Source organism: Roseovarius sp. (genome assembly GCF_965228755.1).
GTDB lineage: Bacteria > Pseudomonadota > Alphaproteobacteria > Rhodobacterales > Rhodobacteraceae > Roseovarius.
Genome location: NZ_CBDDIG010000002.1, coordinates 175001 through 188944 on the forward strand (window position 1 = coordinate 175001; position 13944 = coordinate 188944).

14 protein-coding genes are annotated in these 13944 nt (G+C 64.7%); 7 read left to right on the forward strand and 7 right to left on the reverse strand.

Annotation, left to right across the window (positions count from 1 at the left end; genetic code table 11):
* Window positions 1-765 precede the first annotated feature (765 nt).
* From msrQ to ACO07J_RS01075, 3 genes are all read right to left on the reverse strand, one after another.
* The gene (gene msrQ, locus ACO07J_RS01065; RefSeq protein WP_422025460.1) at window positions 766-1401 is read right to left on the reverse strand and encodes a protein-methionine-sulfoxide reductase heme-binding subunit MsrQ; all 636 of its coding nucleotides are present in this window, start codon (window positions 1399-1401) and stop codon (window positions 766-768) included.
* Window positions 1401-2303, reverse strand: coding sequence for a protein-methionine-sulfoxide reductase catalytic subunit MsrP (gene msrP, locus ACO07J_RS01070; RefSeq protein WP_422025462.1), 903 nt, complete (start codon window positions 2301-2303; stop codon window positions 1401-1403). Before msrP ends, msrQ begins: the two co-directional genes overlap by 1 nt.
* A gap of 153 nt (window positions 2304-2456) precedes the next feature.
* Window positions 2457-3953, reverse strand: coding sequence for an FMN-binding glutamate synthase family protein (locus tag ACO07J_RS01075; RefSeq protein WP_422025637.1), 1497 nt, complete (start codon window positions 3951-3953; stop codon window positions 2457-2459).
* A 326-nt stretch (window positions 3954-4279) separates the two neighbouring features.
* Here ACO07J_RS01075 and ACO07J_RS01080 point away from each other — a divergent pair, with 326 nt between their 5' ends.
* The 3 genes from ACO07J_RS01080 to ACO07J_RS01090 all read left to right on the forward strand — a co-directional run bounded on the left by ACO07J_RS01080 (window position 4280) and on the right by ACO07J_RS01090 (window position 6883).
* The gene (locus tag ACO07J_RS01080) at window positions 4280-4771 is read left to right on the forward strand and encodes a fasciclin domain-containing protein (RefSeq protein WP_422025464.1); all 492 of its coding nucleotides are present in this window, start codon (window positions 4280-4282) and stop codon (window positions 4769-4771) included.
* 298 nt (window positions 4772-5069) lie between these two features.
* Window positions 5070-6170: a GSCFA domain-containing protein gene (locus tag ACO07J_RS01085; RefSeq protein ID WP_422025466.1), complete on the forward strand. Its 1101-nt coding sequence runs from the start codon at window positions 5070-5072 to the stop codon at window positions 6168-6170.
* A complete protein-coding gene (locus tag ACO07J_RS01090) occupies window positions 6167-6883 on the forward strand; it encodes a hypothetical protein (protein ID WP_422025468.1) in 717 nt (238 codons plus the stop codon). Before ACO07J_RS01085 ends, ACO07J_RS01090 begins: the two co-directional genes overlap by 4 nt.
* Here ACO07J_RS01090 and ACO07J_RS01095 read toward each other — a convergent pair.
* The 3 genes from ACO07J_RS01095 to ACO07J_RS01105 all read right to left on the reverse strand — a co-directional run bounded on the left by ACO07J_RS01095 (window position 6880) and on the right by ACO07J_RS01105 (window position 9128).
* A complete protein-coding gene (locus ACO07J_RS01095) occupies window positions 6880-7392 on the reverse strand; it encodes an MAPEG family protein (protein ID WP_422025470.1) in 513 nt (170 codons plus the stop codon). The two genes, ACO07J_RS01090 and ACO07J_RS01095, sit on opposite strands and share 4 nt — an antisense overlap.
* Before the next feature lie 134 nt (window positions 7393-7526).
* Window positions 7527-8264, reverse strand: a complete 738-nt coding sequence (locus tag ACO07J_RS01100) for a hypothetical protein (protein WP_422025472.1) — start codon at window positions 8262-8264, stop codon at window positions 7527-7529.
* Window positions 8265-9128: a hypothetical protein gene (locus ACO07J_RS01105; RefSeq protein WP_422025474.1), complete on the reverse strand. Its 864-nt coding sequence runs from the start codon at window positions 9126-9128 to the stop codon at window positions 8265-8267.
* A gap of 203 nt (window positions 9129-9331) precedes the next feature.
* Here ACO07J_RS01105 and ACO07J_RS01110 point away from each other — a divergent pair, with 203 nt between their 5' ends.
* The 4 genes from ACO07J_RS01110 (at window position 9332) to ACO07J_RS01125 (ending at window position 13307) form a co-directional block, all read left to right on the forward strand.
* Window positions 9332-10351, forward strand: coding sequence for a glycosyltransferase family 2 protein (locus tag ACO07J_RS01110; protein ID WP_422025476.1), 1020 nt, complete (start codon window positions 9332-9334; stop codon window positions 10349-10351).
* A 121-nt stretch (window positions 10352-10472) separates the two neighbouring features.
* Window positions 10473-11555, forward strand: a complete 1083-nt coding sequence (locus tag ACO07J_RS01115) for a glycosyltransferase family 2 protein (protein ID WP_422025478.1) — start codon at window positions 10473-10475, stop codon at window positions 11553-11555.
* Window positions 11556-11559: 4 nt separating this feature from the next.
* The gene (locus ACO07J_RS01120; protein ID WP_422025480.1) at window positions 11560-12339 is read left to right on the forward strand and encodes a sulfotransferase family 2 domain-containing protein; all 780 of its coding nucleotides are present in this window, start codon (window positions 11560-11562) and stop codon (window positions 12337-12339) included.
* Window positions 12340-12344: 5 nt separating this feature from the next.
* Window positions 12345-13307 (forward strand): hypothetical protein, encoded by a 963-nt coding sequence (locus tag ACO07J_RS01125; protein WP_422025482.1) that lies wholly within the window; start codon window positions 12345-12347, stop codon window positions 13305-13307.
* Between the two features lie 6 nt (window positions 13308-13313).
* On the opposite strand, the gene ACO07J_RS01130 is transcribed toward ACO07J_RS01125, so the two are convergent.
* Window positions 13314-13781: a hypothetical protein gene (locus ACO07J_RS01130; protein ID WP_422025484.1), complete on the reverse strand. Its 468-nt coding sequence runs from the start codon at window positions 13779-13781 to the stop codon at window positions 13314-13316.
* Between the last annotated feature and the right edge of the window lie 163 nt (window positions 13782-13944).

The window sequence follows — 13944 nt, forward strand, 5'->3', positions numbered from 1 at the left end:
CCTATCCTTAACGTTCGACCCTTGCACATCGTGTCTCACCCGGCAGGGTGAGACCCGTCTCTGTCTGTTGTGCATGGTCCTTGCGGACGATGCCGAACAAACAGTGAAGCTGACTATCCATCATCGGGCCGAAGCCCTAGGTAGTTGATATGCAAGAGTGTTCCGTCGTCTAGGACCAAACCGCCCGCATATCTCTTCAGATACCATCGATTTCAAAGAGCGTGAGAGACAAAATCGACTGGATGCGCCCTAACTTCCTTGGCGCGCCCCGCCTCATCGATCTCTCGTTTTGTTGTTCGCCTCGTTGCCGTGTGGCCCGTCTGGCGTTCCGTTGTGCGCCTCAGCGCCGCCGGTGAGGGGGTATTTACGGATTGCGGCTCACACTCGCAAGCCCTTTTTTCCGGAAACGTCATGTTTTTTTCAAAAAACTCGATTTCCCAACAAAAACAATGGCTTCCTTTCCTGAAATTTCGCCCACCCCCAGTTTTGCGCAGGATTTTTTCTGCCCCATACCGCGCAATTCCGGGGGAAATCGGCTTATCCACAGGGAATCTGCCGGGAAATGGCCAGACTCGCCCCCGGATTCCCCCGGAATCGGCGGCGAGTCAGCCGGGCGACTCGTGAATCGCGCCCGATTCACCCCCAAATGAATCGCTTTGTCGTCCGCGAGTCGTCATTTTTTCGGAAAGAATCCCTGAATCGCCCCGAATCCGGGCGCCGCGAGGTATTCGAAAAGCGATTCCGCCGGAATCGCCCCCGTCCGGGTCAGGCCCGGCTCTGCGCCCTGTCCGCCATCCGTGCCCGGCGCGGTTTCCCGATCCCCGGCAGCCGCAGGACAAGCAGCACCAGGATGACACCCAGCATCACCAACGGCTTCACCTGCCACCCCTTTACCAGCATCAGGTAATGCACCGCCCCCAGTACGGCCGCCGGATAGGCCAGCTTGTGTAGCTGCCGCCATGTCTGCCCCAGCTTGCGAACCGATAGGTTGTTCGACGTCACCGCCAGCGGCAGCAGCAGAACGAAGCCGGCCATGCCGACAGTTATATAGGGCCGCTTCACGATATCGGCCCAGACCCGGTCGAGCGCCTGAACATCCAGCACCGCCCAGGTGAGCAGATGGATCGTCACGAAGAAGAAACACGTCAAGCCGATCGCCCGCCGGAACTTCAGCAGGTTCACCTTGGCGAACCGCCGCAACGGCGTCACCGCCAGCCCGGCAATCAGAAGGTAAAGCGCGGCCTCGCCATAGGCATGTTCGATCGCCTCCACCGGGTTCGGGCCCAGTGCGCCGGTCGCGCCCTGGAAGAACACCCAGCCGGCATAGGCCAAGCTGCCCACGTAGACCGTCCAGGCCGGCACGCGGCGCATGGCCGAATTGAAGCGATCGACAAACCCCATCAGTGGAACTTCACCAGGTCCATGCCTTCATACAGGCCGGCCACCTCTTCCTCGTAGCCGTTGAACATCCGGGTCGGCGTCTTCTTGGCGAAAAGCCCCTGCCCGATCAGCTGTTCGTATTCCTGGCTCCAGCGCGGGTGATCCACCTTCGGGTTCACGTTGCTATAGAAGCCGTATTCATTCGCACTGTACTTGTTCCAAGCCGTCGGCGGCTGCGTATCGGTCAGCGTGATCCGCACGATCGACTTGATCGACTTGTAGCCATACTTCCACGGAACCACCAAGCGCAGCGGCGCGCCGTTCTGGTTCGGAATGTCCCGGCCATAGATCCCGGTCGCGATCATCGTCAGCGGATGCATCGCCTCGTCCAGCCGCAGCCCCTCGACATAGGGCCATTCGATCACCGGCCGGCTGACCCCCGGCATCTCGTCAGGGCGCAGCGCGGTCTCGAACGCCACGAACTTCGCCGAAGACTGCACCCCCGCCATCTCCAGCAGGTCGGCCAGCTCGAACCCGTTCCACGGCACGACCATCGCCCAGCGCTCCACACAGCGGAAGCGATAGATCCGCTCCTCGACGGTCATCTTCTTCATGATGTCCTCGAAGGCGTACGCGCCGGGGCGGTCGACCATCCCGTCGATCTCCACGCTCCACGGCTCGGTCGTCAGCATATGGGCGTATTTCGCCGGATCGCCCTTGCCGGTGCCGAACTCGTAGAAATTGTTGTAGCTGGTGATGTCGTCCCATTCATTGGGCTCCAGCGTATCGGCCCGCGCCGGGGCGCCAATGCCGGTCAGCGCCAGCCCGGCGGCCGCCGCCCCGATCACTTGCCGCCGGTTCAGGAACAAATGCTCCGGCGTCACGTCATTGTCGGTCAGGGTGTTCTTCCAGCGAAAGGCCATGCGTCGGGTCTCCGGTAATGCGCTACATCTGCGCCACAGATGTAGAGGGCCACGGCCAGCCCGGCAAAACAAGCCGACTCACAAACACGTTGCCCTACCGTAACATTCGGCAGCCCTCGCGCGCGCACGCGCGCGCGTCGTACTAAGGCCCGCCTACTCCGCCGCCTTCGCTGGGTCATAGCTTGGCAGAAGCCGGTTGAACGGCACGCTCGTCCCGTCCGCCTGCACGATCCGCACATGCCGCCGCCGCATCTGCCGCGGTTCGGCCACGCCGACCGAGTGGGCGATGGTCTCGACCTCCCTGATCACCGCCTGCGCGTAATGCGCCACCTTGTCGATCTTGGTCTCCACCACCAGCCCCTTCTGATACCGCGGGTTATGCGTGGTGATCCCCGTCGGACAGGTGTTCCGGTTGCACTTCAGCGCCTGGATACAGCCAAGCGAGAACATGAACCCCCGCGCCGAAGTCACGAAATCCGCCCCGGCACAGATCGCCCAGGCCACATCGCCCGGGTTCACCAGCTTGCCGCTGGCAATGATCCGGATCCGTTCCTTCAGCCCGTGCCGGTCGCGCATGTCCACCACCCGCGGAAGCGCCTCGCGCACCGGCATGCCCACAAGGTCGAGCAAAGGCATCGGCGCGGCCCCCGTGCCACCCTCGCCACCGTCTATGGTGATGAAGTCGGGCGCATGCTTGGCCCCGCGCGCGTCGATCGCCTCGAAGAGCGGCTCCATCCCCTCGACCGAGCCCACCGCCGTCTTGATCCCCACGGGCTTGCCGGTCACCTCGCGGATATGTCCGATCATGTCGAGCAACTCGTCATAGGTGCCGGCCTCCGGGTGCCGGTTGGGCGAGATGCTGTCCTGCCCCACCGGAATCCCCCGTATCATCGAGATCTCCGGCGTCACTTTCGCCCCCGGAAGGATACCGCCCTTGCCGGGCTTCGCCCCCTGGCTCAGCTTAAGCTCGAACATCCGCACCGTCTCGTGCGCGGCGACCTCCCTCAGCTTGTCGTCGCTCAGCCCGCCGGTCAGGTTCCGAACTCCGTACTTGGCCGTCCCGATCTGGAAGACCAGGTCGCACCCGCCCTCGAGGTGATAGGGCGACAGCCCGCCCTCCCCGGTATTCATCCAGATCCCCGCCGCCTTCGCCCCCTTGCTCAACGCCCTGACCGCCGGCCTGGAAATCGACCCGTAACTCATCCCCGAAATGTTGAAGATCGACGGCGCGGCAAAGGGCATCCGCGCATGCGGCCCGATCTCCAGCGGCTCGGTCTTGGCATACATGTCGTTGAGCGGCGGAAAGGCCGAGTTCGCGAAGATCGGCGTGCCAGGCACGCTGATATTCCGGGTCGAGCCAAAGGCCACCGTGTTCCCCACGCCCTTCGACGCCCGCCCCACCCAGTCGCGCTGCGCCCGGTTGAACGGCAGCTCCTCCCGGTCCATCGCGAAGAAATACTGCCGGAAGAATTCTCCCAGCTCCGAGAACAGGTGCCGGAACCGTCCGATCACCGGGTAATTCCGCCGGATCGCGTCGCCCCGCTGCGACCGGTCGATCACGAACAGGATCACTCCCGCCAACGCCAGCAGTCCCAGCACCGCGATGAACGCGACCGCCAGGATCTCGACGGCCCTCATTGCGAACCCCATGTCCAGTTCCATCCTCGCCCTCCATGCCCGGCCCGATCGGCCGCCGCCCCCTACAGACTTCTTCGCGGCGCCCGAGACTTCAACCCGCGAATTGCCATCCCCGTACCCCGCCGGATCACCGTTTGGGCGCCGACGCGATCACGCACCGCTAACCCTGAATAACAAATCTTTGACTTGATGACGCGAAATGCGCGGGCTTAGCGGGCCGATCCCGAAAGTCCACCCGCCCGAACGGGATCTTGCAGTGAACCGGTTTCGCAGGCCTCCCGTACTCCAGACCGAATGCTCAATGGGCATTCTCACACTCAACCAAGGAGGAGACTCTTATGCTTCGCAGAACCTATCTCGCTCTGACCGCCGCCACCCTGCTGTCGGCCACCGCTGCTCCGGCGCTCGCGGAAAGCGGCTCGATGGACGTCGTCGACACCGCCGTCAACGCCGAGGGCTTCGAAACCCTCGTCGCCGCGGTCGAGGCCGCGGGCCTGGTCGAAACGCTGAAGGGCGAAGGCCCCTTCACCGTCTTCGCTCCCACCGACGAGGCGTTTGCCGCCCTGCCCGAGGGCACGGTCGAAGACCTGCTTCTGCCCGAGAACAAGGATCAGCTGACCGCGATGCTCACCTACCACGTGGTGCCCGGCAAGGTGATGTCCGGCGACCTGTCCGACGGCATGACCGCGGCCACCGTCGAGGGCAGCGAAGTGACCATCATGACCGAGGGCGGCGTCATGGTGAACGACGCCACTGTCGTGCAGCCCGATATCGAGGCGTCGAACGGCGTCATCCATGTCATCGACAAGGTGATCATGCCCGACATGTAAGCCCGTCACGATGACGGTTTGGCGGGACGGGGCGGCAATGCCGCCCCGTTCTCGTTTCACGATTCGGCGAAAGTGGCCCCGGAATTCGAGCGCACGCCGGCTTGTCTCGGGATTGGCAACGCCAACGCTACCTTCGATATCATTGTTGCCCAAACTGGCCGCAATCCGCCGCTCGCCGACACATTCTCACCACAGATGGCCTTATTTATGCCATATTCGGACCACAGAAAAAACTTGGTTCCGGTCGCCTGGCCGGGCCCTGCGCGGGGGCGCAGATATTAGGTTTGTGAGTGCTGCGATGAAATCCTTTCAGGAATTGCCGCCGTCGACCGGCGACTTCTCCAACTCTGCCGCTGGCGCGAATCCGTATTTGAAACAGCCCAGCCGCGCCTTCTGGCGTTCGGCGGTATCCGACCTGTCCCCGATCGAGATGGACGGCGTCTACCAGCCCCGCTTCCGGATCTCGCGCGAAACCCGTATTTCCGCCGCCGGAAGCTGCTTCGCCCAGCACATCGCGCGCCAGTTCAAGGCCCGCAACTACCGCTTCACCGATGTCGAACCCGCCCCGCCCTTCCTGGACGCGGAAACCGCCGAGGATTTCGGCTACGGCCAGTACTCCGCCCGCTACGGCAACGTCTACTCGATCCGCCAGCTGCTCCAGCTCTTCGCCCGCGCCGAGGGCGCGATGGACCCCGACGATCACGTCTGGCTGAAGGATGGCCGCGCCTACGATCCGTTCCGGCCCACCATCCAGCCCGACGGCTTCGCCTCGCTGGCCGAGATGGAGGCCGACCGCGACTATCACCTCGACCAGGTCCAGACCCTGCTGGGCCAGACCGACCTCTTCGTCTTCACCTTCGGCCTGACCGAGGCCTGGGTGAACAAGCGCGACGGCGCGGTCCTGCCCTCGTGCCCCGGCACCCATGCCGGCACGTTCGACCCGGACACCTACGCCTTCCGCAACTTCCGCTTCGCCGAGGTGCTGCAGGATGCCGAGGCCTTCATCGCCCTCGCCCGCCAGCACAACCCGGACATGCGATTCCTCTTCACCGTCTCGCCCGTGCCCCTGACGGCCACCGCCACCGATCAGCACGTGCTGGCCGCCACGACCTATTCCAAGTCGGTCCTGCGCGCGGTCTGCGGCGAGCTGGCAATGGCGCATGACTTCGTTGACTACTTCCCCTCCTACGAACTGGTCGCATCGCACCCCATGCGCGGCATCTACTACCGCCCCAACATGCGCAACGTCGCGGCCCAGGGCGTGGCCCGGGTGATGGACATCTTCTTCGCCGCCCACGGCGACACCGGCACCGCCGAGCCGAAGCAAGACGAGACACCTGCCGTGCCCACCTCCGACCCGGCCTGCGACGAGGAAATACTGGAGTTCTTCGAGACATGACCCTGAACATCTGTGGCAACTCCCACACCCGCGCCCTGCGCGCCGGCATGCAGATCCTCGAAGACAGCGTCGCCGAAGAGGTCGTGGTCTTCCCCCTCGGCACCGCCGACAACGAGGCCGAGCCGTTCAGCACCATCGAGAACGGCCGCGTCGTCCTGACCAACGGCCGCTTCCGCACCAAGCTGCAGAAGAATTTCGGCTTCTCCAGCTTCGGCCCGGCCGATCGCTGGGGCATCTGTCTCGGCACCCACAACTACCGCCTGATGCGCTCCGAGGCATGGCTCCGCGCCGCCCCGGCGTGGCTCGGCATCCCCGGAATGCAGCCGGTGCCCGAAGCCGCCTTCGCCCAGATGGTCGCCGCCGATCAGCGCCACATCCGCGCGTTCTTCGACCAGCTTCTGCACACCGGCGTCCGCCCCTTCGTCATCTCGGCGCCCTGGCCCGTGCGCAGCCACCCGATCATGACAGAAACCGGCGTCCGCCCCGAGATCATCAAGGCGATCGACGTCAAGGCCCGTGCCCTATTCGCCGCATGGCTGGCCGAGCGACGCATCGACCTGATCCTGCCCCCGGAAGAGGCCGCCGACGAACAGGGCTTCCTACGCCCCCGCTTCGCCAAGGGCGGCGACGATCACTACCACGGCAACCCGCGCTATGGCCGTCTGATGATGAAGAAGGTGCTGGAAAGCCAGCGCGTGGCCGTCGCCGCTTAGGCCATCGACAGCCAGATGGCGTAACCGAACAGAACCACGTTAAGGTAGGACGTCCCCGCCATGCCGAAGGCGCGATAGAGCGGATGGATGCGATACCCGATCCAGAACGCGAGCCGCATCACCACGAAGATGATCGCCGCCCCCGCGACGACGCTCACCCTCTCACCGGTCGCACAGGCCGCCACCGCCAACGAGGCGACCACGAAGAGCACGTATTGCTGAAGGGTGTTTTCAGCGACGCGTCCGTTGATCTTGATCGCATCGGTTTCCTTTCCCAGGGTCGGGTCGATCGCGTCGCTGGTAAAGCGCGCGTTTCCCACGAACAGAAGCACCAGGAACAGCGGCAACGCCGCAATCGCGATCCATCCCGCAGCATAGGCAAGCCGCTCGCCCGGCAACGCCTCGGGCGGCAGCCCCGTCAGAAAGAACGACAGCGCGACAAGCCCCCCCAGCATCGTGAGAACGCCGCTCGCCGCTCCGGCCGCAACAACCTTCTGATCTCTCGTCATCGGCCTATCCGTCCTGCCTGAAAACATCGGGCTACCCGGCGATTGATTCGGCAAACCGGGTCGGCCCGAGTGTGGCCGCCTGCGCGCCCCGCATCTACCGGTTTTCCCCTTCAGCCTGTGAAGTTTCCGTAACGCTAGACCACCTCAAGGCTCGACCGCCGGCGAAACTCCAGCTCTCCGGCCAGCGCCCGGCGCAGCGCCACGGGCCGCTCGCCGATGGCGCATTCCGTCACCCGGTTGATCAGCCCCGCCGATTTCAGCCGCTTGCCCACGCCGTGCCCGACCTTGCCGATGATGTAATGGTGCAGGTTCGGACAGACCGGAAAGCGCGACCAGTGCGGGCGCTCTACCTTGCCACCGCCATGCAGGACGAAATAGCTGCAACCCGGCTCCTGCGTATCCTCCAGCGGCGGCCTGGTGAACCGCCCGATCCGCTCGCGATAGGCCGCCCACCGCTCCTCTTCGGGCACCACCGCCGGGTCCGCCGAATACTGCGCCGAGATCGCCAGGCAGCTCTTCGCCCGCAACGCCCCGGCAAAGATCACCGCACCATAGCCGCCCATCGAATTGCCGAAGGTCACAGTCTCGGTGATCCCGTGCGCCTCCCGGTACCGGCCCACCACGTCGAGGATCTCCTCGAAGATCCCCGGATCGTTGTACCAGCTCCGCAAGGTGTCCGACACGAACAGCACGTGGTTGCGCCCGTCCTGCCGGCTGCTCTTGACGAATTCCTCGGTCTGGTGCCGCGCCTCGGGCTTGCCCACACCGGTGAACGACACCACCAGCCGCGGTTCGCTTCCCGCAAGGCTCTTGGCCTTCACCCGGTCCGACTGGTGAAACACCGCAAGCGGCGCGGTCGGCAAACCGGCCATCTACTCGACCACCGACCTGTCCTTCTGATCGGCCACCGGCGCCGCGCCGGCCTCGATCCCGTGCTTGTCCAGCAGCGTCGCCAGCCAACTCCCCTCGGGCGGCACCCCGTCATGTCGGCGCGCGCAGAACCGCTTGATCGGCGCCCAGATATGGATGCAGCGCGTGTTCTCGGTCAGCTTCCGCTTCACCGCCATCGGCCGCTTGGCAAAGGCCCGGCGATTGGCGAAATGCACCGGGTAGTAATAGTCGGTCGGCCGCGCGTGCTTGTCCTCGCCCGTCTCCTGCAGGAACGCAGTCACGCCCAGCGGCCCCCACACGCCCCACGGCATCTCCGACACGTGCATCGGATCGCCCGCTTCGGCCCTTGCCTTGATCTCGTTCAGGAACCGCGGCGGAAGCCATTCCGGCACCGGGTACTCGTCCTTGGTGAACTCCAGCAGCCCGTTCAGCGCCGGCGAATCCTGCGGCAGCCGCAGGATGGCACCGTTGATCTGCCCCTTCTGCTTCTCCTCCGACCAGAATTCGTAGCCATAGACATGGCTTTCCCCGCCCGGCAACGGCTTCACCGAATAGACATCGGTGTCGATATAGATGATCTCCGGATCCTTCGCGATCATGTGAAAACGGAACAGGTCGGAAAACAGCGCCACGCTCCCGGTCCGGGCATGGGTGTGGAAATCATCCGTCTCCAGAACCTCCCGCCCGTCGCGCACCTCGACGCCCTCGGGGATGCCGCCAACCTCGCCATATGTATAAAGGATCGTGCGGTGCCCCTGATCGACGAAAGACTTCAGGCACAGTTGCTCGAGCCACGTCAGCGACCCGCCAATCCACAACGCGCCCACCGGGGGAAGTTCTGCCATTCCATTGCCTCGGGTTATCTTTTTTGGTTGCCCCAACTTCTACCCCACCCCCCGAATCGCATCAAGCTTGGCCCGACGCGAAGTCGCGCCAAGTTTCCTCAAATCCACAGCACCGGCGCAGCCATTGCCGCATTGCACCACGCGCCCGCTCTGGTACTTCTAGGGACCATGGGCAAACGCCCCGCCAAGCAAGGAGCCGCCTCATGCCAGATCGCCAGCCGAGAACCCTGCTCGGGACGGTCAAGGACGAAGGCCCCTACCTGCTGGAATGGATCTGTTACTACAAGCTGATCGGCTTCGACCGCATCGTCGTCGCCTCCAATGATTGCGAGGACGGCACCCGCCAGATGCTCGACTACCTCGACACCGTGGGCGAAATCACCCATCTCGAGAACAGCGGCCAGCGCGACGGCGAACATGCCGACCCCCAGAACCGCGCCTATGACAGGTTCTGGGCCGACGAAACCATCAAGACCTCCGAATGGGTGCTGGTGGCCGATGCCGACGAGTTCCTCAACATCCACGCAGGCGACGGCACCGTCGACGCCCTGGTCGACGCGGCCGAGGCCCGCGCCGGCAAGCGGGTCGACATCATCTCGGCCACCTGGCGGGTGTTCGGTAATGCCGGCATCGTGCCCTTCGAGGATGAACCGGTCATCGCCCAGTTCACCCGCTCCGCCCCGCCCGGCACCAACAAGGTCCAGCGGTACACCGCCTTCAAGTCGATGTTCCGCCCCCACCCGGTGCGCAAGCTCGGCATCCACCGCCCCCGCCTCTCGCCCCGCTACCAGGAAGGGCGCGTATCGCTCACATGGGTCAACGGCTCGGGCGACGAAATGCCGGAGCGCTTCCTCCAGCAGGGCTGGCGCTCCTTCGAGGACAGCTATGGCGACGCGCTGGTCACCATGAACCACTACATGATCAAGTCGTCCGAAGCCTTCCTGATGAAGCGCTACCGCGGCACCGCCAACAGCGACGACGACGAGCGCATCAACTTCCGCTATTTCGAGACCTTCAATGCCAACGATGTCGAGGACACCACCATCACCCGCCACGTCCCGGCGCTGAAATCGGCCATCGCACGGCTCAAGGCCGACCACCCGCATCTTGCCCTGCTCCACGACCAGAGCTTTGCCTACCACCGGGCCAAACTCGAAACAGCCCGACAGGAACTCGCGGCCAGCCGCCCGGATATCGCGGCAAGGCTCGGCCTCACCGCCTGAAGCCCTCACAAAGCCGGCGTTTTGCAAAAGACACGCCCAAGAATCGCCTTATAAATGCTTGTTGCCTGCTTTAGCGAGAGGTGGGACACTCCTGCCCGAGGCAGACGAAAGAACGGGTTACATGGCCTCCGATCGAAAAGAACGCTTCCTGATCGTCACCACGATGAAGAACGAAGCGCCCTTCATGCTGGAATGGATCGCGTATAACCGTGCCATCGGGTACGACGATTTCCTCATCTATACCAACGACTGCACCGACGGCACCGACGCCATCGCGAAGCGGCTCGAGGAAATGGGCCTCGCCGCCCATGTCGACAACAACAACCGCCAGATCGGCCGCAAGGGGGCAGAGCTGTCGCCCCAGCGCGCCGCCCTCCGGCTCGCGACCGACCACCCGCGCTACAAGGCCGCAGACTGGGTCATCTGCTCGGATGCCGACGAGTTCATGAATGTCCGCTCGGGCCGCACACTGCCCGACCTCGTCGCCGCCTGCGGCCCGGCCGATGCCATCTCGGTCTGCTGGAAGCTCTTCGGCAACGGCCTGCACCGCCATTACGAAGACATCCCCCTCACCGAACAGTTCTTCTCCTGCGCGCCCGAAGACGGCTTCACCAATTTCCGCGGCGCCGGCATCAAGACCCTCTTCCGCAACAACGGCGCCTTTCACCGGATGGGCGTCCACCGGCCCAAGGTCAACGCCGCCCGCGCCCCCGACCCCGAGAAGCCATACGCCCACGTCACATGGCGCGACGCCGGCGGCCAGCAGGTCGATGCCGAGACGATCACATGGCGCACATGGGCGGGCTTCTCCCACACCCACGCCCGGCTGCACCACTACGCCATCCGCTCGGCCGACAGCTTCCTCGTCAAGCGCGACCGCGGCCGCACCAATCACGTGCATGTCGACCAGGGCCGCGAATATTTCGACGCCATGAACACCAACCACACCCGCGACTATTCCGTCCTGCGCCACGTGCCGGGCATGTTGCGGGAACTGGTCAAGCTTCGCTCTGACCCGGTGCTCAACGAGCTGCACATGCAGGCCGTCGCGTGGCACCGGGAAAAGATCGCCGACATCAAGTCCCGCCCCGACTGGCGCGACTTCATCGAGATGGTCTATACCCATCCCGGCATCAAGCGCCCCGATCCCAGGGCGGCCAGCCAGCCCGAACCGGAACCGGAAGAAGAATTTGCCGACGACTGAGCGCATGAGCCCGATCGACGACATCCTGTCGAACTACCGCAATCGCCGGCACCTGCTGCAAACCATGCACTTGCCGGCGAAACCCTATGGCGGGCCCGATTTCCTCTACATGAAGAACCACAAGGCGGCCTGCACCAACATCCTGACCCTGCTGATCACCCAGATGCACAACGCCCTCGGCGGCGATGCCGCGCCCGAGATCAGCATGGACGGCGTCCATAACCTGCCCACCGACTACCTGCGCGCCGGCGCCCGCGGCCTGACATGGGAAACGGCACAAGACGCCCTCACCGGCCCGGGCTGGTTCCGCTTCACCATGGTCCGCGACCCGCTCTCCCGCACCGTCTCGGCATGGTCCGACAAGCTGCAGCCCGGTTCCAACCCGCGCCATCTGCGCGACCTCAACACCCATCTGGGCCGTCCCGCCGACACGGAAATCACCCTGCCTGCCTTCCTCGACCTGCTGGCCCAGGACGAGGGCGCCCGCGACCTCGACCGCCACTGGCGCCCGCAGCACAAGGAAATCAGCTACGGCCTCGTCTCCTACGACCTGATCGGCCGGGTCGAGGCGATGGACGACGCCCGCCGCGCCATCATCCGCGCCCTCTTCGGCGCGAAAGGCGAGGCGGTCGAGGCCATCGACACCCGCAAGCATCTCGGCCACCGCACCGCGAGCCAGCAACATCGCGACAGCCTATCCGCCGCCGACCGCCGCAATGTCGACCGCGCCTTCGCCCGCGACTTCGAGATGTACGAGGAAATCGCCGGGACGGAGGCCGCCTAGACCCCATGCGCAAGCTCTGGATCCATATCGGCACGCCCAAGACAGGCTCCACCGCGATCCAGCGCTATGCCCGCGCGCGCCAGCCCTACCTCGCCTCGAAATCCGTCGATTTCCTGATCCGCGGCCGCCGCGGCTCCTATAACGATCTCGGCGTGCAGCTTCGCGGCGGCCAGCGGGCCGAGGCCGAAAAGACCGGCGCCGAGATCCGCCGCAAGATCGCCGACAGCCCGGCCGAAACCCTCGTCCTCACCTCCGAGATGTTCACCGGCAGCGATCCGGCCCTCCTGCGCGAGGTGCTGGCGCTCGACGAGCCCTTCGAAACCCGCATCGTCGGCTATTTCCGCCGCCAGGACCGCTATCTCGAAAGCGCCTACAAACAGAAGATGAAGACCGGCAAGGTCAAGCCGGGCTTCCAGAACTACGTCGACAAGTTCGGCACAAGGGGCGGCGAATACCTCCGCATCATCTCGGGCTGGGATGCCGCCTGGCCCGACGCCGAATTCCTCTTCCGGCGCTTCGACCCGGCGGCCTTCCCCAAGGGCGACGTCGTCTACGATTTCATGTCCCTGCTCGGCCTCGACATCGACGCCGATGGCAAGCCGCCCGCCGAAGAGGTGGCCAACCCCACCCCCTCGATCGACCTGCTCGACCTCATGCAACTGGTGGCCGACATGCCCGGTCTCGACGCGCGCAAGGTCTTCCGCTCCATGCCGGTGGGCGCCCTTCCCCGGTTCGAGGGCCGCGCGATGGACAACGCCACCGCCCTGGACCTGCTGCAGCAATTCGAAGCCGACAACGAAGCTCTCCGCCAGCGCTTCTTCCCCGACGACCCCGCGCTTTTCCCGGTGGATGACCTCTCGGGCCCCGATCCTGCCATCGCGTCCCCCGGCTTTTCCGACGACCAGCGCACCATGATCCGCGCCCTCCTTCAAGCGGTCACCGAACAGACCACGCGCTCCCGCGCCTGACGCCCCTCAGAACCCGCGCCGCCACCCGATCGCGAAGGCGTTCGAGCCGGAATCCGTCGCCATCAGCCCGTAAGCATCCGACCGGTGATGCAGTCGCACGAAGATATCGTCATCTCCATCCCCCACCGAAAACGCGGTCTCGAGGCTGAAATACACCAGCGTCCGCTGCGATTCGCCCCGCCGGACCACCTCCAGCAGCGGAGTCTCGCTCGTGTGGGAAATGCCGATCCCGAAGGCGAAACTGTCGATCACCGCCGGCCACGGCCGCGCCGGGCTGTAGCGGATCGTCACCGGCAAAACCAGCTCCTGGTACGTGTCCTGCCCGAAATGATGGTTAAGCTGAACCTCCGCGCCCAAGGCCCAGCGCGGGTCGCTCAGCGGCACTTCGTAGCCAAGGATCAGCCCGCCGAAATAGGCATCGGTGAATTCCGTCTTGGTGGGCACGAAGACCTCGTCGATCCCGTTGATCGTCATTTGCCCGCCCTGAAGGCTCAGCGAAAGCCGGCCTTCCCCCGCGCGGTCCCCCTCCGCAGAGGCCATCGACGCCAGGATCAAACCGAGTGCCGCCACGAAGGATCGACAGGAAACACATGGGATACGCACGTGGTGCTCCCGCAGTTGAAAAACGACATTCCCC

Coding starts and splice junctions, on each gene's coding strand:
- msrQ (WP_422025460.1), bottom strand. CDS start 1,401: ATGGGGTTTGTCGATCGCTTCAATTCGGCCATGCGCCGCGTGCCGGCC.
- msrP (WP_422025462.1), bottom strand. CDS start 2,303: ATGGCCTTTCGCTGGAAGAACACCCTGACCGACAATGACGTGACGCCG.
- ACO07J_RS01075 (WP_422025637.1), bottom strand. CDS start 3,953: ATGGGGTTCGCAATGAGGGCCGTCGAGATCCTGGCGGTCGCGTTCATC.
- ACO07J_RS01080 (WP_422025464.1), top strand. CDS start 4,280: ATGCTTCGCAGAACCTATCTCGCTCTGACCGCCGCCACCCTGCTGTCG.
- ACO07J_RS01085 (WP_422025466.1), top strand. CDS start 5,070: ATGAAATCCTTTCAGGAATTGCCGCCGTCGACCGGCGACTTCTCCAAC.
- ACO07J_RS01090 (WP_422025468.1), top strand. CDS start 6,167: ATGACCCTGAACATCTGTGGCAACTCCCACACCCGCGCCCTGCGCGCC.
- ACO07J_RS01095 (WP_422025470.1), bottom strand. CDS start 7,392: ATGACGAGAGATCAGAAGGTTGTTGCGGCCGGAGCGGCGAGCGGCGTT.
- ACO07J_RS01100 (WP_422025472.1), bottom strand. CDS start 8,264: ATGGCCGGTTTGCCGACCGCGCCGCTTGCGGTGTTTCACCAGTCGGAC.
- ACO07J_RS01105 (WP_422025474.1), bottom strand. CDS start 9,128: ATGGCAGAACTTCCCCCGGTGGGCGCGTTGTGGATTGGCGGGTCGCTG.
- ACO07J_RS01110 (WP_422025476.1), top strand. CDS start 9,332: ATGCCAGATCGCCAGCCGAGAACCCTGCTCGGGACGGTCAAGGACGAA.
- ACO07J_RS01115 (WP_422025478.1), top strand. CDS start 10,473: ATGGCCTCCGATCGAAAAGAACGCTTCCTGATCGTCACCACGATGAAG.
- ACO07J_RS01120 (WP_422025480.1), top strand. CDS start 11,560: ATGAGCCCGATCGACGACATCCTGTCGAACTACCGCAATCGCCGGCAC.
- ACO07J_RS01125 (WP_422025482.1), top strand. CDS start 12,345: ATGCGCAAGCTCTGGATCCATATCGGCACGCCCAAGACAGGCTCCACC.
- ACO07J_RS01130 (WP_422025484.1), bottom strand. CDS start 13,781: ATGACGATCAACGGGATCGACGAGGTCTTCGTGCCCACCAAGACGGAA.